Origin of the sequence: Curtobacterium caseinilyticum, assembly GCF_030363035.1 — a bacterium.
Taxonomy (GTDB): domain Bacteria; phylum Actinomycetota; class Actinomycetes; order Actinomycetales; family Microbacteriaceae; genus Curtobacterium; species Curtobacterium caseinilyticum.
Window position 1 is genome coordinate 1 of record NZ_JAUCMN010000009.1, and the last position, 17957, is coordinate 17957.

Sequence of the window (17957 nt, forward strand, 5' to 3'; positions counted from 1 at the left end):
GGCAACGTGCTCAGCCTGTACTCGCTGGTCGACGAGAAGGGCCGGACCGCCTGAGCCGCGACCACACGGCGGACGGGTGGCCCGTGGCGGGCCCGCCCCGGGCCTCCCCGCCGTCCCGGGCCGGGGGCCGCCCCGGGGGGCCGCCCCCCCCGACCCGCTAGTCGGCGAGGATCTGCAGCAGGTCCTTACGGAGCTGGTCGATCTTCGCGGTGGCGGCCTTCGTCTGCTCGTCGTCCGCGTTCGAGCGGTAGACGTGCAGCACGCCCATCGTCTTGCGGAACGCCTCGACGAACGCGCGCTGCGTGTCCGGCATGCCGGGGGCGGCGTCGAAGGCGGCCGCGATCTCGTCGGCCTTCGACTCGGCCTCGGCCCGTCCGGCCTCGGTGAGCTCGAAGAGCGTCTTGCGGCCGTCGCCCGTCGAGACGACGAGGTCCTCGTCGACGAGCTGCTGGAACGTCGGGTAGACCGAGCCGGGGCTCGGCTTCCAGGCGCCACCGGTGCGTTCGGCGATGGTCTTGATCACGGCGTAGCCGTTCTGCGGACCCTCGGCCAGCAGGCCGAGGATCGCGAGACGGACGTCGCCGCGGCGACGGCGCTCGCGGCCGAAGCCGGGGCCGCCGCCGAAGCCGGCGCCGAAGCCCGGGCCGAAGCCGCGTCCGCCGGGCCCGGGGCCGAAGCCGCCGCGCCCGCCGTGGTCGTGGTCGCCGCGGTCACGGCCGGGGAACCCGTGGCCGTGGTGCTGCCGCGCGCCGCCGAAGCGGGGGCCGCGCGGACCGGTGCCGCGGGGGCCGCGGCGGGGCGTGGTGCTGTCGAGGTCATCGTACGAGGGGCGCATGATGACTCCTTCCTGTCGGTGGTGACGTGGGCTCGCGATCCGTTCGTGCGTATCGCGATGCAGTAACGATAGATCGCTACATGTCGCTTCGTCAAGGGGTACGTCTGCCGGGACCGCTGTCGGTGGCACCGGGCAGGATGGGACGGACCATGACGGACGTCCTCGAGCGCTTCTCCCCCGCGACCGCGGAGTGGTTCCGCGGCGCGTTCCCCGCACCGACCGCCGCCCAGGCCGGGGCCTGGGACGCGGTGTCGACCGGGCAGCACGCGCTCGTGATCGCCCCGACGGGCTCGGGCAAGACCCTGGCCTCGTTCCTGTGGTCGATCGACCGGCTCATCAGCGCCACGGACCGGCCGCCGGCGAAGCAACGCACACGCGTGCTCTACGTCTCCCCGCTCAAGGCGCTCGGCGTCGACGTCGAGCGGAACCTGCGCAGCCCGCTCGTCGGCATCACGCAGACCGCGCGGCGTCTCGGCACCGAGCCGCCCGAGGTCACGGTGGGCGTGCGGAGCGGCGACACCCCCTCGTCCGACCGACAGCGTCTGCTCCGACAGCCGCCGGACATCCTCATCACCACGCCCGAGTCGCTGTACCTGATGCTGACGTCGAGCGCCCGCGAGACCCTGGTGAACGTCGACACCGTCATCGTGGACGAGGTGCACGCGGTCGCCTCGTCCAAGCGCGGCGCCCACCTGGCCGTGTCGCTCGAGCGGCTCGACGACCTGCTCGAGAAGCCCGTGCAGCGCATCGGGCTGTCCGCCACGGTGCGCCCCGCGGAAGAGGTCGCACGCTTCCTCGGCGGTCGGGCGCCGGTGACGATCATCGCCCCGCCGGCGCAGAAGACCTTCGACCTGCGCGTCGTCGTGCCCGTCGACGACATGACCGAGCTCGGCGCGCCGCCCGTCGGGGCCGACGCGACCGAGTCGCCGACGAACGGGTCGATCTGGCCCCACGTCGAGGAACGGGTCGTCGACCTGATCGAGGAACACCGGTCGACGATCGTGTTCGCGAACTCGCGGCGACTGGCCGAGCGCCTGACCGCCCGGCTCAACGAGATCCACGAGGAACGCGTGCTCGCCGCCGTCGAGGCACCCGCGGCCGAGGTCGCCGCCGTCGGTGCCGGACCGGTCACGCAGTCCCCGGGCCGGGCCTCCGCGCACGCGCCGGTCGCGCAGCCGAAGCGGCCGCCGGCGCAGGTGGTCGGGCAGTCCGGACAGACCGAGGGCGGCGGGTCCGACCCGGCCGTCCCGGTGCTCGCGCGCGCCCACCACGGGTCCGTGTCGAAGGACCAGCGTGCGATCATCGAGGACGACCTGAAGTCCGGACGGCTGCGGTGCGTGGTGGCCACCAGCTCGCTCGAGCTCGGCATCGACATGGGCGAGGTCGACCTGGTCGTGCAGGTCGAGGCACCGCCCTCGGTCGCCAGCGGCCTGCAGCGCGTCGGCCGCGCCGGCCACCAGGTGGGCGAGATCTCCCGCGGCGTGCTCTTCCCGAAGCACCGCGCCGACCTGGTGAACAGCGCGGTCACGGTCGAGCGCATGGTGTCCGGGCAGATCGAGTCGATCTCGGTGCCCGCGAACCCGCTCGACGTCCTCGCGCAGCACACCGTGGCGGCCGGGGCGATCGACACCGTCGACGTCGAGCACTGGTTCGAGCTGGTCCGTCGCAGCGCCCCGTTCAGCTCGCTGCCGCGCTCCGCGTTCGAGGCGACGCTCGACCTGGTGACCGGACGGTACCCGAGCGACGAGTTCGCCGAGCTCCGGCCGCGGCTGGTGTGGGACCGCGTGCACGGCACCCTGACCGGCCGGCCGGGGGCGCAGCGGCTCGCGGTGACGAGCGGCGGCACCATCCCCGACCGCGGCATGTTCGGCGTGTTCATGGTCGGCGAGAAGGCATCGCGCGTCGGCGAGCTCGACGAGGAGATGGTCTACGAGTCCCGCGTCGGCGACGTCTTCGCGCTCGGCGCCACGAGCTGGCGGATCGAGGAGATCACGCACGACCGGGTGATCGTCAGCCCGGCGTTCGGGCAACCCGGACGCGTGCCGTTCTGGAAGGGCGACGGCATCGGCCGGCCCGCCGAGCTCGGCCGCGCGACCGGGGCGTTCGTGCGCGAGGTCGACGCCGCGTCCGACGACGACGCCCGCGCCCGTGTTGCCTCCGGTGGCCTCGACGAGCGTGCCGTGACGAACCTGCTGACCTTCCTGCGCGACCAACGCGCGGCCACCGGGCACGTGCCGAACGACACGACGCTCGTGGTCGAGCGCTTCCGCGACGAGCTCGGCGACTGGCGGCTCATCCTGCACTCGCCGTACGGCATGCAGGTGCACGCGCCCTGGGCCCTGGCGGTCGGTGCGCGCCTGCGCGAACGGCACGGCATCGACGGTGACGCCATGGCGGCGGACGACGGCATCGTCGTCCGGATCCCGGAGACCGACGCCGAGCCGCCCGGTGCCGACCTGTTCGTCTTCGAGCGCGACGACCTCGAGGCACTCGTCACCGACGAGGTCGGGGGTTCGGCGCTGTTCGCCGCGCGGTTCCGTGAGTGCGCCGCACGTGCGCTCCTCCTGCCACGCCGGAACCCCGGGCAGCGGTCCCCGCTCTGGCAGCAGCGCCAGCGGGCGTCGCAGCTGCTCGAGGTCGCGCGGAAGTACCCGACGTTCCCGATCGTGCTCGAGACCGTGCGCGAGGTCCTGCAGGACGTCTACGACGTGCCGGCCCTGCTCGGGATCTCGGACCAGATCGCCGAGCGACGCATCCGTCTGGTCGAGCGCGAGACCGAGCAGCCCTCGCCGTTCGCGCGGTCGATCCTGTTCGGGTACGTCGCGGCCTTCATGTACGAGGGCGACTCCCCGCTCGCCGAGCGTCGGGCGGCGGCACTGTCGCTCGACTCGACGCTGCTCGGCGAGCTGCTGGGCCGCGCGGAGCTGCGCGAGCTGCTCGACCCCACCGTCATCGCGTCCGTCGAGCGCGACCTGCAGCGGCTCTCGCCGGACCGTCGCGCGCGTGACGTCGAGGGCATCGTCGACGTGCTGCGGCTGGTCGGCGCGCTCGAACTCTCCGAGGTCGTCGAGCGGAGCTGGCTGGCGGGCACCCCGCCCGAGGACCCCGACGCCACCGGCGCCGACCCGGCCGGTGCCGGTGGCGGTGGCGGCGTGGCGATCCCTGCCGCTGCCGAGACCGTGCGCGCCGCACTCGAGACCCTCGAGCGCGACCGCCGCGTGCTGTCGTTCTCGCAGGGCGGCAGCACCCGCTGGGCCGTCATCGAGGACGCCTCCCGGCTCCGCGACGCCCTGGGCGTCCCCCTGCCGATCGGCGTCCCCACCGCCTTCGTCGAACCCGTCGCCGACCCGCTCGGCGACCTGGTCGGCCGGTACGCCCGCTCGCACGGGCCCTTCTCGGCGCAGGAGGCCGCGACGCGCCTGGGGCTCGGCGTCGCCGTGGTGCAGGACACCCTGCGTCGGCTCGTCGCCGACCGCCGCGTGGTCGAGGGCGAGTTCCGTCCGGACCGCCAGGGTGCGGAGTGGTGCGACGCCGAGGTCCTGCGTCGCATCCGCACGAAGTCGCTCGCAGCCCTCCGGCACGAGGTCGAACCGGTGGCCCCCGACGCCCTCGCCCGGTTCCTGCCCGCGTGGCAGCACGTCCAGGCCCCCGGCACCCGCGGTGGGCTGCGCGGGGTCGACGGTGTCCTGCAGGTCATCGACCAGCTCGCCGGGGTCGCCCTGCCCGCGAGCGCGTGGGAGACCCTCGTGCTGCCGTCGCGCGTGACCGACTACTCGACGAGCATGCTCGACGAGCTCACCGCGACCGGCGAGGTCCTCTGGTCCGGGGGCGGCACCCTGCCGGGCAACGACGGTTGGGTGCGGCTGCACCTGGCCGAGACGGCGTCGACGACCCTGGCCGAACCCGCCGGCGACGAGACCACCGAGCTCCAACGCGACGTGCTCGGTGCCCTGGCCGGCGGCGGCGCGTACTTCTTCCGGCAGCTCGGCCAGGCGGTCGGCAGCACCGACGACCAGGCGCTGACGACGGCGCTCTGGGACCTGGTGTGGGCCGGGCAGATCACGAACGACACGTTCGCCCCGCTCCGGGCGATGCTCGGCGGCAAGGCGAAGTCCACGAGCGCACCACGTGCCCGGGCGTACCGCGGTCGCCGTCGTCCGACGCTGCCGTCGCAGTCCGGGCCGCCGTCGGTCGGCGGGCGCTGGTCGATCCTGCCGCTGGCGGAGTCCGACTCGACCCTGCGCGCCGCGGCGACCGCGGAGCAGCTGCTCGAACGGTACGGCGTCGTCACGCGCGGCGCGGTGCAGGTCGAGGGCGTCCGCGGCGGCTTCGCCGGGGTCTACCGGGTGCTCAGCCGCTTCGAGGAGTCCGGTCGCGCGCGCCGCGGGTACTTCGTCGAGGGGCTCGGCGCGGCGCAGTTCGCGACCGGACCGACCATCGACCGGCTCCGCACGTTCGCGCGGGACCTCGACGACGACGAGCGCGCCGACCCGGACCGGGAGCGCCAGGCGCTGACGCTCGCCGCGACCGACCCGGCCAACCCCTACGGCGCCGCGCTCCCGTGGCCGTCCGACGACGCACCCGTCGACCCCGCCGCGGAGGACGGGTCCGAGCCGGCGCCGACGACGACCACGACCGGGCGCGGACACCGGCCGGGACGGAAGGCCGGGGCGCTCGTCACGACGGTCGACGGGCGACTCGCCGTCTACGTCGAGCGCGGCGGCAAGTCGGTGCTGACCTTCACCGAGGACCCGGCGGACCTCGCGGTCGCGGCGCGCTCCATCGCCGCGGTCGTGCGCAGCGGCCTGCGGAAGCTCGCCGTCGAGCGCGTCGACGGCGACTTCGTGCTCGAGACGCCCCTCGGATCGGCGCTGCGCGAGGCGGGGTTCACCGCGACCCCGCAGGGACTGCGGCTGCGTGTCTGAGGCGACCAGGGCCTCCCGGCCGTCCGGTGCGGTCGGTGCGGTGACGCGTCGACGGACGGAGGTGCGCCGTGCCCGAGGGTGACACCGTCTTCCGCGCTGCCCGGCGCCTGCACACCGCGCTCGCGGGCAAGGTGCTCACCAGGTCGGACTTCCGCGTGCCGGCGTTCGCGACGCTCGACCTGGTCGGTCGCACCGTGGACGAGGTCGTGCCGCGTGGCAAGCACCTGCTGCACCGCATCGGCGACCTGACCGTGCACTCACACCTCAAGATGGAGGGCCGGTGGGACGTCTACGCGCCGGGTGAGCGCTGGCGTCGGCCGGCGCACCAGGCACGCGTGGTGCTCGACGCGGCCGACGTCTCGACCGTCGGGTTCACCCTCGGGGTGCTCGAGGTCGTCCCGCGCGACGAGGAGTCCGAGGTGGTGGGCCACCTCGGCCCCGACCTGCTCGGTCCGGACTGGGACGCCGACGTCGCGCAGGCGAACCTGACGGCGGACCCGGAGCGGCCGATCGGCCTCGCGCTGCTCGACCAGCGGGTGCTCGCGGGCCTGGGCAACGTGTACCGCAACGAGCTCTGCTTCCTGCGGGGCGTGCTGCCCACGCGGCCCGTCGGGCAGGTGCAGGACCCGGCGCGGGTGGTCGCGCTCGCACACCGGCTCATCACCATGAACCGCGACCGGAGCAACCGCGTGACGACCGGGGTGGATCGGCCGGGACGGCGGTTCTGGGTCTACGGCCGGGCGGGCAAGCCGTGCCTGCGCTGCGGCACACCGGTGCGGCGGGGTGAGCTCGGCGATTCCGAGCTCACCCTTCGGGACACCTACTGGTGCCCACGCTGCCAGAGCTGAGCAGCCGACGGCTCGGCGGCCCAGCGGCCGGCGGCGCAGCTGCTCAGCGGTCGGCAGCCTCGACGACGCAGCTCTCGGCGCGCTTCGCGGCATCGGAGTCGGCGCTGAACGCGCTCGGCGCCGGCGACGCCGACTTCGACTCGTCCGCGGTCGCTTCCTTGGCGGTGTCGTTCACCGCGTAGATGGTGCCCTTCCACCCGTCGTTCGTCGGGTCCGTCGTGGTCGCCCAGATCGTGACCTCGTCGTCGTTCGCGTCCTTGCTGTCCGACGGCACGATCGACGCCGCGAGGTACCAGCCGCCGTCGCCCTCCGCGACGTTCGCGAACTCGGTGGTGTCGTGCGGACCGACCGCGGTGCCGATGGCGTCGACGGCGTTGCTCGAGGCGACCGCACAGTCCGCGGACCGTGTCTGCTCCTCGTCACCGGGTACCTTGCCGACCGGGTCGATGTTCTGGGCTCCGCCGGGGTCGCACGCCGTCAGCAGGAGGGCGAGGGTGGCTGCGCCGAGGAGCGCGGTGGCGGTCTTGGCTCGCGTGGTCATGCAGTGGACGGTAGGCCGCGGTGCCCGTGGAGTGCCCCAGGGCGTCCGGGAAGCGAACGGCGGGCGGCGCGACTGCCCGGAGGCAGCGCGCCACCCGCGCGGGAGGGGACCGCTGTGGCTACGCCCGCGTCATGATCCACGCGAGCAGGTACGACCGCGTGTTCGCCGAGTCGATCACCGCGTCGGGCAACTGCTGCGCCGCACGCAGGGCCGTCGCCGCGTCCGCCTTCCCGCCGAGCGCCCGGTACATGAGCAGGTAGTCCCCGAACTGCACGTCGTAGCGCCCGTTCGGCACGGCCTCGGCCAGCACCCGCTGGACCTGCTTCCGCCCGCCGGCACCGACGTACGCGCCCGCCATCGCCGGCATCGGGATGAGCTCGATCCCGGCGGGGGCCGCCGCCGCCGCGCTGAACCACGTCGCGTGGTCACGCTTGCCGCCCCAGGTCAGCGAGACCACCCGGTGCGTGAACCCCGGGAACGCCGACAGGTCCGGGTCGAGGACGTCGCGCTGCGCCGATGCGGCCTCGTTGGAGAGCAGCCACGTGCCGACGGAGCGCAGGGACGACGAGCCGGAGACCGCGCCCCAGCGTGCGACGCCGTTCCAGGCGGACACGGCCTCGGACGACGACTCCTGGTTGTTGCCGTCGGCGAAGGGCGAGTACCCGGACGCCCAGGAGTGCTGCGCGTACGGGTCGTAGACGCGGAGCGCCGGGAACGACGCGGTCGCGGTGGGCGAGGCGATGTCCGACGCCACCAGGTCGGCGACGGTCCGCCACCGCTGCACCAGGGACGCGTCGCCGTCCGCGACCATCGCAGCGGCGGACAGGACGTAGCCGTAGTGGAAGTGGTGGTCGTTGAACTCGTCGGAGCCGAACGACGCCTGCTGTCCGACGAGCCCCTTCACCGTCGGGTCGTAGGCGAAGCACCGCGCGGTGCGCCCGCCGCAGCCGGCCGGGTCGAACCACTGGTCGAGCTCGGCGACGATCGAGGTCTTCAGCGCCGACGCCTGCGCGTCGAGGCGCAGTGCTACCGCCAGGCGGTACAGGGACGCGACGCGGTACAGGTCCTTGCCCCCGCCGTAGCTGTCCGCCGCGTACGACGACGCGTCGACGCGCGCGGCGTCCTTGCGCACCTGTGCTGCGAGCGTGCTGCGCTGGGCCGAGGTCAGCCCGGACAGGTCCAGGCGGTCGGACGGCGTGACGGTGTCGACCGCGAAGCGCAGTGCCGTCCCGGTGCACACCGGGGCGGATCCCTGGATCGTCGCGTAGCGCAGACCGGTGCACGTGAGGCCGCTCGTCCCCTGCCCCGGCTGCGGCACGAGCACGCCGGCCCCGCCACGGAAGGCGTACGACAGCGTGGTCCGCTGCGCACCGCCCGACGCGCTGCGCGCCAGGGTCGCGCCGGTGAGCGGCCGTGCGGCGGCGACGAGGGCCGCCACCTGCTTCGACGAGGCGCCGTCGGGAGTCGGGAGGAGCACGACGGAGCCACCGCGACGCAGCGTGACACCGCTCGCCGCGATCGTGCCGTCACGGACGACGACCTGCCACGTCCGACCGCCACCGGTCATGGTCGCGGTGCCGTCGCCGGTCCGCACCACCGGCACGGTCGCCGACAGCTTGCCGTCACGGGCGGCCGTGTAGGTCACCAGCGGCGATCCCTCGGCGATGACCGAGTGGCCGAGGACCGTGCTGCCCGCGCGGTGCTCGACCGTCACCGAGACGGCGTCGTACGCCGACACGAGGGTGCTCGTGGCGCCGAGGGTGAACCCGACCTGCTGCACGGCACCGCCGGCGATGGTCTTCTCGGTCGCGCTGACGACGGGCAGCCCGGCGGCGAAGCCGCGCCCCGTCACCTGCCACGAGATCGGGGTCGGGAACACCGGCTGCGGGGCCGGCCCGAAGACCAGGCCGGAGAACCAGCGGTTCGTCGGCGGGGTCAGGCCCGTCGCCAGGCGCATCGTGCCGCCGGTCGACGACGCCACCGTGCCCAGGGCGGTGACCGCGCGGGTCTGGGCCGCCACGTCGACGGAGGCGGCCGTGTCGGTGGCGCTGGCCGACGGGGTCGGCTGCACCGTGCCTCCCGGCCCGGAGCAGGCGGTCGCCAGCAGGGCGACGACCGTCAGCACCGGGACCAGCAGCAGCGGACGGGAGGCACGGCGGCGGTCCGCAGGGCGGCCTGCGGCCCGGAGGGGGTCGCGCACCGGCTACAGCCCGATCTGCCGCGAGAAGTCGCGGACGGCGTCGGTGACGCCGGCGAGCGTGCCGTCGTCGCGCAGGTGCAGCGTCGCGTCCACGGGGGTGCCGGGGCTCGTGATGCCGGACGACGGCGACGCGGACAACTCGGGGCTCTCGACGTCGACGGTGGTCTTCGCCTGGCCGTCGTCGTTCGTCTGCACGCTCACGCTCTGCACGCGACCGGTGATGGTGCGGTCGTCGGGCAGGCGCAGCTCGACCTCGGCACCGTTCTGGATGCGCCCGTAGTCGCGAGCGGAGACGGTGAAGCTCGAGGTGACGAACAGGCTGTCCTCCTTGTGGATGGTGCCCAGCTCGGAACCGGCCTGCACGTAGCCGCCGGTCTTCACGTCGATCTTCGCCACCGTGCCGGAGACCTCGGCCTTGAACGTGATGAACCCGTCCTTGCCGATGTCGTAGGCGCTCGTCTGCGTGTCCGCGCCGACGACGCCCTTGCGGATGTCCTGGGCGAGCTGGAGGCTCTGCACCTGCAGGAGCTCGTCCCCCTTCTTCACGGAGTCGCCCTCCTCGACGTACTCCTCGGTCACGGTCCCGCCGTAGTCGGTGCCCACGGCGTACTCCTGCGCCGCGATCGCAGCCGAGGTGCTCGCCACGGCGCTCTGGCGCTGGTTGAAGACGAGCGTGCACGCGGCGACGATCACCAGGACGACCACCAGGCCGCCGAGGAGTCGGAGTCGGTTGGTCCAGGTCATGCGCGGCGTCCGTCCTGCATCGAGGCACCGGTGATCGCGGCGCGCTGGGGTTCGAGGGTGTCGGGCCGGACGACGGTCGTCCGGACCGGGCTGACCGGTGCCTGCGCGAGCGGGGCGGTCGGCCGGACCGCGTGGCCGTGGGCACGCTGGCGGTCGGCGACGCGGTTGCGGGCCTGCTCGCGGAAGGCGGCGACGATGAACGCCGCGAAGACCAGCGTGTTCGTGATGTTCCACGCGGTCGCCAGGGTGAACTGCCCGTTGCCGAGGTCACGCCACACCGCCACCACGCTCGTCAGGGTGAGGAACACGAAGACGAGCACCTGCGGCACGATGAAGTTGAACGGCGAGGGTGTCCGGCCGCGGTCCGCGCCGGTGACGTGCCAGGCCTGCTCCTTGCCGCACAGGACGTTCCAGAGGGCGCTGGCGTAGATCGGGAAGGACACGGCCGCGAGCAGCAGCGTCTCGTACCGGAACGAGCCGAGGGCGTAGAACGCGAGCACGACCTGCATGAGGTAGAAGCCGAGGTAGAACAGCACCCACTCGCCGGCGCCGATCGACAGGTTCATCGGGCGCAGGTCGAAGTAGATCTCGAGCGGCGGCACGAGGAGCAGCAGGCCGGGCACGATGCCCGTCAGGTAGAAGCTCGCGGTGACCAGGTACTGCAGGCGCTGGTCCATCGTCAGCTTGTGCTTCGGGTTGAACGGGAAGTGCGTCAGCAGGATCTCGAACCCACCGGTCGCCCAGCGCAGCTGCTGCTTCGTGAAGCCCTCGATGGTCTCCGGGGCATCGCCGACCGCCAGGGTCATCGGGATGAAGACCGACTTCCAGCCGCGCTCGTGGAGCATCAGGCTGGTCCAGACGTCCTCGGACTTCGAGTCGGTGTGCATGCCGCCGATGTCGTCGATCGCGCTGCGGCGGAAGATGACGTTCGTGCCGACGCAGAACGCCGCGTTGAAGCGGTTGCGACCGGGCTGGATGAACTTGTAGAACACCGTCTGCATGTAGCCGGCGCCGCGCGAGACGAGGTTGTGCAGGTTGCCGTAGGTCTGCGGGGTCTGCACGAACGCGATGGCGTCGTCGGCGAAGAACGGGACCGTCTCGAACAGGAAGTCCTGCTCCGGCACGAAGTCGGCGTCGAACACCGCGTAGTAGTCGCCCTTCGCCAGGGTCAGGGCGTGGTTGATGTTGCCCGCCTTGGCGCCGTGGGACGACAGGCGGCGGACGTACCGGGCGCCGAGCTCGGCCGCGAGCGCCTGCACCTCGTCGCTCCGACCGTCGTCGAGCACCCACGTGCGGTGCTCGCCGCGCATCGCGACGGCTGCACGCACGGTCGCGGCGATCTTCGCGAGCTCCTCGCCGTAGACGGTGACGAACACGTCGACCACGACCTGCTGGCCGCGGACGTGCATCGGCCAGCGGTGCGGCTCGTCCGTGAGCCCGTCGCGGGCGACGGCGTCGCGGTCGAACAGGGTGTCCTGCGTGTGGTGGAACGCGAAGTCGCGGGGGTCGGCACCGCCGGACAGGATCGTCCACATCGACAGCAGGGCCTGCCCGACGAGCACGCTCTCGGCCACGATCACCAGGCCGTACGGCAGGAAGTCGCCGCGGTTCGCCGGGTCGAGCAGGAACACCGCGTAGGCCATGACGCCGAGCGTCGCGACGAGGACGATGAGCACCATCACGGGGCTGTGCGCGCGGCTCTCCGACCGGGGGCGCACGTGCGGGACCTGCTCGGTCGAGCGACGTCGGCGGACCCGGTCGCGGTCGCGCAGGGTGAGCTGCTGCGGGATCGGCTGCTGGGCGCCCGGGGCCGGCACGAGGTGTGCGACGTCGGGTGACTGCGGCGGGGAGTTCCGTCGGTAGGGCGGTGTGCTGGCGTCCGGGCGCGATCGACGGACGTCCGTGGGTGCGGACAAGGCGGTCTCCTGTTCGGGTCGGGAGATGCTCGCGGCCCGCAGGCAGGGACGCCGGCGGGTCGCGAGACGGGCGTCGGCGACTGTGGCGACATGGTTCCGAACCAGGAGGTCCGGCTCGGCGCAGGACCAGGGATCCTGCGCCGGAGGAGGCGACCGAGGGTGCGGTCGCGGTGGTTCGCGACCGAGGGTGCGGTCGCGGTGTTCGGTGTCGTGTGCGGTCGTGCGGCGACGGCCCGTCGCCGTCGGTCATCGTGACACTACGACGAGGCGGTGCGACCCGGATTGCGAACGTGTGAACTCGGCAAGGAAGCGCCGCTTTCTGCGGTTTCCCGCACGGACGTGTCCGTCGTCGTGACCTGCGCGGTACGGCCACGAGAGCGGTCGCCCGAGACGGTGTCCGGCTGCGGGTGACCGCCCTCGTCGGACGGTGCGAGCGGTCAGGCGACGGCGGGCCGGTCGGCGAGCGGGCGGCGACGGAGCTCGGGCCGGAGGAGCGCCGGGGGCTGGTACTGCTGGTCGAGCCGGGTGACGTCGGTGCCCGGCGGGACGATCGCGTCGATGCGGTCCAGGACCTCGTCCGACAGCACGACGTCAGCGCCGGCGAGCAGGTCGTCGAGTTGCTCCATCGAACGCGGACCGATGAGCGCGCTCGTGACGCCGGGGTGCGCGGTCACGAACGCCAGGGCCAGGTGGGTCATGGGGATGCCGGTCTCCTCGGAGAGCGCCACGACCTGCTCGACGGCGTCGATCCGTCGCTCGTCCTGGTCGTGCCGGAACATGCCGCCACGGGCCAGGTCGCTCTGCTGCCCGCGGCGGAACCGGCCGGTCAGCATGCCCCCGGCGAGGGGACTCCAGACGAGCGTCCCCATGCCGTACCGCTGGGCGACGGGGAGCACCTCCCGCTCGATGCCCCGGCTGAGGATCGAGTAGGTCGGCTGCTCCGACCGGAAGCGCTCGAGGCCCCGGCGCTCCGAGGTCCACTGTGCCTCGACCTGCATCGACGCCGGGAAGTCCGACGAGCCGATCGCACGGACCTTGCCGCTGCGCACCAGGTCGGTCAGGGCGGACAGCGTCTCCTCGAGGTCGACGGTGTCGTCCGGGCGGTGTGCCTGGTACAGGTCGATGTGGTCGGTCTGCAGCCGTCGGAGCGAGTCCTCGACCGCGGTCGTGATCCAGCGGCGGGAGTTGCCGCGGCGGTTGGGGTCCTCGCCCATCGGCCCGTTGAACTTGGTGGCGAGGACGACGTCGTCCCGTCGACCCTTGATCGCCTTGCCGACGAGCCGTTCGGACCCGCCCTGGGAGTAGCGGTCCGCCGTGTCGATGAGGTTGATCCCGGCGTCGAGGGCGCGGTGGACGATGCGGACCGAGTCCTGCTCGTCGCCGTTCCCGATGCTGCCGTCGGTGCCGAGCATCATGGCGCCGAGCGCGAAGGGGCTGACCTGGATGCCGGTGCGGCCGAGCGTGCGGTACTGCATGGTGGTGCCTCCTGTCGGTGGCGTCCCGTGGCCCGGTGCCGTAGTCTGGCCCGAAGTGGAACGCTCTTCCGGAAGAATACGGAACGGCTTTCCGTTTCCGCAACCCCTGCTCGTGTCCGGTCACGGCCCGAGCACCCGATCCGGACGGAGCACCCGTGCGCGCCGACGCCCGCCGCAACCTCGACGCACTCGTCGACGCCGCCCGCGAGGTCTTCGCCGACCAGGGCGTGGACGTCCCCGCAAAGGTGGTCGCCGATCGGGCCGGTGTGGGCGTCGGGACGCTCTACCGGCACTTCCCGCAGCGGTCCGACCTCGTCGTCGCGGTGTTCCACCAGGCCGTCGAGGCCTGCGCGGACGCCGCCGACGAACTCAGCGCCGACCACGAGCCGGACGAGGCACTCGCGCTCTGGCTCCAGCGGTTCACGGGGTTCGTCGCCACCAAACGGGGACTCGCGGCCGCACTGCAGTCCGGCGATCCGGCGTTCGAGGGACTGCACCCGTACTTCCTCGACCGCCTCGGCGGCGCGCTGACGGGGCTGCTCGACGCCGCGTCGGCCGCGGGGACGATCCGCAACGACCTCGACGCCACCCAGCTGCTCCGGGCGGTCGCCGACCTGTGCCACGGGGCCCCGACCGCCGAGCAGAGCCAGCGACTGGTCGGGCTGCTCGTCGACGGGCTGCGCTTCCGCGCCACCGCCTGACGCCGCTCGCGGTCAGGCGGGCTGGTGCAGTCGGTCCCGCGCGGTCGTCCGGACCGCGTCGGTCACGTGTTCGAGCAGCGGTGACGCCAGGTTCCACCGCTGCCACCACAGCGCCACGTCCGCACGACGCCCCGGCGTGAGCTCGACGAACGCACCCGTCCGCAGGCCCTCGAGGCACTGTGCCTCGGGCAGCATCCCCCAGCCGAAGCCGAGCGAGACCGCGCGGGCGAAGTCCGCCGAGGTCGGGACGAAGTGCCGCGGACCGCGCGGCGCGTGGCCGAGGACGCGGCGGAGGTAGCCCTGCTGCAGGTCGTCGTCGCGGTCGTAGTCCACGAGCGGGACCGTGTCGAGCCGTGCCGTCATCCGCCGCTCGGTGTCCGCGCCGACGAGGTAGCGGTCCACGAAGGCGGGCGACGCCACCGCCCGGTACCGGTCGACGCCGAGCGGTACGGACGAGCAGCCCTGCACGGGATCGGCCTCGGCCGTCACCGCCGCCATGACGGTGCCGGCGCGCAGGAGCTCGGCGGTCCGCTCCTGGTCCTCGCGGTGCAGGTCGAACACGACCTCGGTGTCCGCACGCACGAGGGCGAGGGCGTCGAGGAACCACGTGCCGAGCGAGTCCGCGTTCACGGCGAGCGGGATGGACGGCACCGCCGTGGCGGCGTCCGTCCCCGCGGCCGCACCGAGCGCCCTTGCGGTCTCGTCGTCGAGCAGCCGCGCCTGGCGGGCGTGGCGGAGCACGACCTCGCCGTCGGCCGTCGGGGAGACCGGTGTCGTGCGCTGCAGGAGGACCCGTCCGAGCTGCTGCTCCATCGCCTTGATCCGCTGCGAGACCGCCGACGGGGTGATCGCGAGGGCACGGGCAGCGGCGTCGAGCGTCCCGTGGTCGACCGCGGCGAGCAGGGTCTCGAGGTGGTCCCGCTGCAGTCGGAGCATGCAGCGGAGCTTACGGCACCGAAGGAACGTGAGCTGGACTGCATGTGCACGTGCTCCGTAGCGTCGGACCGTGACCGCACTGCTCCCCCTGCTCGCCGGACTCGGTACCGGCCTCGCCCTGATCGTCGCGATCGGCGTGCAGAACACCTACCTGCTCCGACTCGCGGTGAGCGCCCCGGTCCGGGTCGTGACCGCCGCCGTGGTGGTCTGCGCGGTCTCCGACGCCGTGCTCATCCTGGCCGGGGTGCTCGGCGTCGGGGTCGTCGTCGAGCGGTTCCCGGTGGCGCTCGTGGTCGTGCGCTTCGTGGGCGCGGCGTTCCTCGTGGTCTACGGGCTGCTGGCCGCCCGTCGGGCACTGCGGCCGTCGGGGGACGCGATGCTGGTCGACCGGACGGCCGACGACGACGGGGTGCCGGGGGCCGTGCCGGGCTCCGCGACGGGCGGGCCCGGACCGGCCGAGGCCATCGCACCCCCGCACGCAGGTCGCGCCCAGGCGCAGCGGGGCGCGACGTCCGTGACGGGGTGCGACGTCGGCGCGGAGCGCGACACGGCGGCGCAGCACCACGCGGCGGAACGGGACGCAGCGGTGCAGCGCGACACGGCGACGCAGCGCGACGACGTGGCGACACAGCACGCCGGCGCGGCGACGCAGCGCGACGACGTGGCGGCGCAGCACGACGACGTGGCGATGCAGCACGACGCGGCGGGGGCGACCACGGCGGTCGACTCGACCACCGGCGTGGCGACGGCGGCGGGGCGGACGCGCACCGCGCCTCCCGGCCGCAGCGAGCCGGCCGGCCGCACCGCGCCTCCCGGCCGCAGCGAGCCGGCCGGCCGCACCGCGACGCCCGGACCCGTCGTCCCGACCATGCGGGCGGCCGTCCTCACGATGCTCGTCTTCACGTGGGCGAACCCGCACGTGTACCTGGACACGCTCGTGTTCCTCGGGTCGGTGGCGAACCAGCAGGGGGTCGACGACCGGTGGTGGTGGACGATCGGCGCGGTCGCGGCGAGCTGCCTGTGGTTCGGAGCGCTCGGGTTCGGCGGGCGGCTGCTCCGACCGCTGTTCGCGAAGCCGCTGACCTGGCGGGTGTTCGACGGCTTGGTCGCCGTCGTGATGCTGTCGTTCGGCATCGCCCTGGCCGTCGGCGCGTAGGCGAGCACCCGACGGCACCGCGGAACGGACACAGCACCACGGAAGACCGTGGTGCTGTGTCCGGAACCTGGTTCCGGGGCGGGGCGGGGGCGGGGAACCGAGCGCCGCTACTGCAGGCCCTGACCCACCCGGCTGTGCCGGCGGCTGTAGCCGAAGTAGATCGCGAAGCCGATCGCCAGCCAGACGATGAAGCGCAGCCAGGTCTCGACCTCGAGGTTGAGCATCAGCCAGAAGCACAGCACCGCGGACAGGATCGGCAGCACCGGCACCCACGGCACCCGGAAGGCCCGCGGGGCGTCCGGACGGGTCTTGCGGAGCACCACGATGCCGATCGACACGAGCACGAACGCCGAGAGCGTCCCGATGTTGATCATGCCCTCGAGCTTGTCGACCGCGGTGAACCCGGCGATGAAGGCGACGATCACACCCGCGACGACCTGCACACGGACGGGGGTCTGCGTCTTCGGGTTGGTCTTCGAGAACCAGCGGGGCAGCAGGCCGTCGCGGCTCATCGAGAACACGATGCGGGACAGGCCGAGCAGCAGCACCATGACGACGGTGGTGAGACCGATGAGCGAGCCGATCGCGATGATGCCCGCAGCCCACGGCAGCCCGACGATCTTGAACGCCGAGGCGAGGGACGGCGCGTCCTCCTCGGCGAGCCGCTGGTACGACACCATGCCGGTGATGACGATGCTGACGCCCACGTAGAGCAGGGTCACGATGCCGAGGCCGATGAAGATGCCGCGCGGCAGGGTCTTCTGCGGGTTCTCGGTCTCCTCGGCGCTGGTCGCGACGACGTCGAAGCCGATGAACGCGAAGAAGACCAGCGACGCTGCGGCGAGCAGCCCGAAGACGCCGTACTGCGCGGGGGCCTGGCCGGTGACGAAGGAGACGAGCGACTGCGTCAGCACGCCACCCTCGGCACCCTTCGAGGCCTCGGCCGGCGGGACGAAGGGCGTGAAGTTCGCGGCCTTGACGAAGAAGGCGCCGGCGACGATGACGAAGACGACGATCGCGACCTTGATGACCGTGATGACGGCCGAGACGCGGGACGACAGGCGCGTGCCGAACGCCAACAGCACGGTGAACACACCGACGATGAGCACCGGACCCCAGGTGAAGCCGATCGGGCCGAGCTGGATCGTCGAGGGCAGGTCGACGCCGAACACCCCGAACGCGGTGCTCAGGTAGATGCCCCAGTACTTCGCGATGACGGCGCTCGCGGTGAGGGTCTCGAGGATGAGGTCCCACCCGACGATCCACGCGAGCAGCTCGCCCATCGTGGCGTACGTGAAGGTGTACGCGGAGCCGGCCACCGGGATCGTGGACGCGAACTCGGCGTAGCACATGATCGCCAGGCCGCACGTGACGGCGGCGAGCAGGAACGAGATGATGACGCTCGGTCCGGCGAAGTTCGCGGCGGCGTTCGCGCCGACCGAGAAGATGCCGGCACCCACGGCGACCGCGATGCCCATCGCGGCGATGTCGAACGTCTTGAGGGACCGCTTGAGCGAGCGGCCCTTCTCCTCGGAGTCGGCGAGGGAGGCCTCGATCGACTTGATGCGGAGCGGTGATGCCATGGGGGGTTCCCGTCATCGGCTGGCGGTGGACCCCGTGAGGGTACTGGTGTACCACCCCGGCTCGCAAACGGTGGCGTACCAGCGGCGGGGTGGGATG

General features: G+C 73.0%; 12 protein-coding genes. 4 read left to right on the plus strand and 8 right to left on the minus strand.

Annotated features, from left to right (window positions below):
• Positions 1–157: 157 nt before the first annotated feature.
• Positions 158–835 (minus strand): PadR family transcriptional regulator, encoded by a 678-nt coding sequence (locus tag QUG93_RS12700; RefSeq protein WP_289474428.1) that lies wholly within the window; start codon positions 833–835, stop codon positions 158–160.
• Between the two features lie 149 nt (positions 836–984).
• On the opposite strand from QUG93_RS12700, the gene QUG93_RS12705 reads away from it, so the two are divergent.
• The gene (locus QUG93_RS12705; RefSeq protein ID WP_289474429.1) at positions 985–5760 is read left to right on the plus strand and encodes an Lhr family ATP-dependent helicase; all 4776 of its coding nucleotides are present in this window, start codon (positions 985–987) and stop codon (positions 5758–5760) included.
• Positions 5761–5828: 68 nt separating this feature from the next.
• Entirely contained in the window at positions 5829–6608 is a 780-nt protein-coding gene (locus QUG93_RS12710; protein ID WP_289474431.1) for an Fpg/Nei family DNA glycosylase, read from the plus strand.
• Positions 6609–6651: 43 nt separating this feature from the next.
• Here QUG93_RS12710 and QUG93_RS12715 read toward each other — a convergent pair whose 3' ends face one another.
• From QUG93_RS12715 to QUG93_RS12735, 5 genes are all read right to left on the minus strand, one after another.
• The gene (locus QUG93_RS12715) at positions 6652–7149 is read right to left on the minus strand and encodes a hypothetical protein (protein ID WP_289474433.1); all 498 of its coding nucleotides are present in this window, start codon (positions 7147–7149) and stop codon (positions 6652–6654) included.
• Positions 7150–7267: 118 nt separating this feature from the next.
• Complete coding sequence (locus tag QUG93_RS12720; protein WP_289474435.1) at positions 7268–9349, minus strand: glycosyl hydrolase; 2082 nt, start codon at positions 9347–9349, stop codon at positions 7268–7270.
• Positions 9350–9352: 3 nt separating this feature from the next.
• Positions 9353–10093, minus strand: a complete 741-nt coding sequence (locus QUG93_RS12725; RefSeq protein ID WP_289474436.1) for an efflux RND transporter periplasmic adaptor subunit — start codon at positions 10091–10093, stop codon at positions 9353–9355.
• Entirely contained in the window at positions 10090–12009 is a 1920-nt protein-coding gene (locus QUG93_RS12730; RefSeq protein WP_289474440.1) for a glycosyltransferase family 2 protein, read from the minus strand. Before QUG93_RS12730 ends, QUG93_RS12725 begins: the two co-directional genes overlap by 4 nt.
• 437 nt (positions 12010–12446) lie before the next feature.
• A complete protein-coding gene (locus tag QUG93_RS12735; protein WP_289474442.1) occupies positions 12447–13484 on the minus strand; it encodes an aldo/keto reductase in 1038 nt (345 codons plus the stop codon).
• 155 nt (positions 13485–13639) lie between these two features.
• Between QUG93_RS12735 and QUG93_RS12740 the strand changes: the two genes are divergently transcribed.
• Entirely contained in the window at positions 13640–14185 is a 546-nt protein-coding gene (locus QUG93_RS12740; protein ID WP_289474444.1) for a TetR/AcrR family transcriptional regulator, read from the plus strand.
• A 12-nt stretch (positions 14186–14197) separates the two neighbouring features.
• On the opposite strand, the gene QUG93_RS12745 is transcribed toward QUG93_RS12740, so the two are convergent.
• Entirely contained in the window at positions 14198–15121 is a 924-nt protein-coding gene (locus QUG93_RS12745) for a LysR family transcriptional regulator ArgP (RefSeq protein WP_289474445.1), read from the minus strand.
• A 70-nt stretch (positions 15122–15191) separates the two neighbouring features.
• Here QUG93_RS12745 and QUG93_RS12750 point away from each other — a divergent pair, with 70 nt between their 5' ends.
• Entirely contained in the window at positions 15192–16277 is a 1086-nt protein-coding gene (locus tag QUG93_RS12750) for a LysE/ArgO family amino acid transporter (protein WP_289474447.1), read from the plus strand.
• Positions 16278–16384: 107 nt separating this feature from the next.
• Here QUG93_RS12750 and QUG93_RS12755 read toward each other — a convergent pair whose 3' ends face one another.
• The gene (locus QUG93_RS12755; RefSeq protein WP_289474448.1) at positions 16385–17860 is read right to left on the minus strand and encodes an APC family permease; all 1476 of its coding nucleotides are present in this window, start codon (positions 17858–17860) and stop codon (positions 16385–16387) included.
• Positions 17861–17957: the final 97 nt, after the last annotated feature.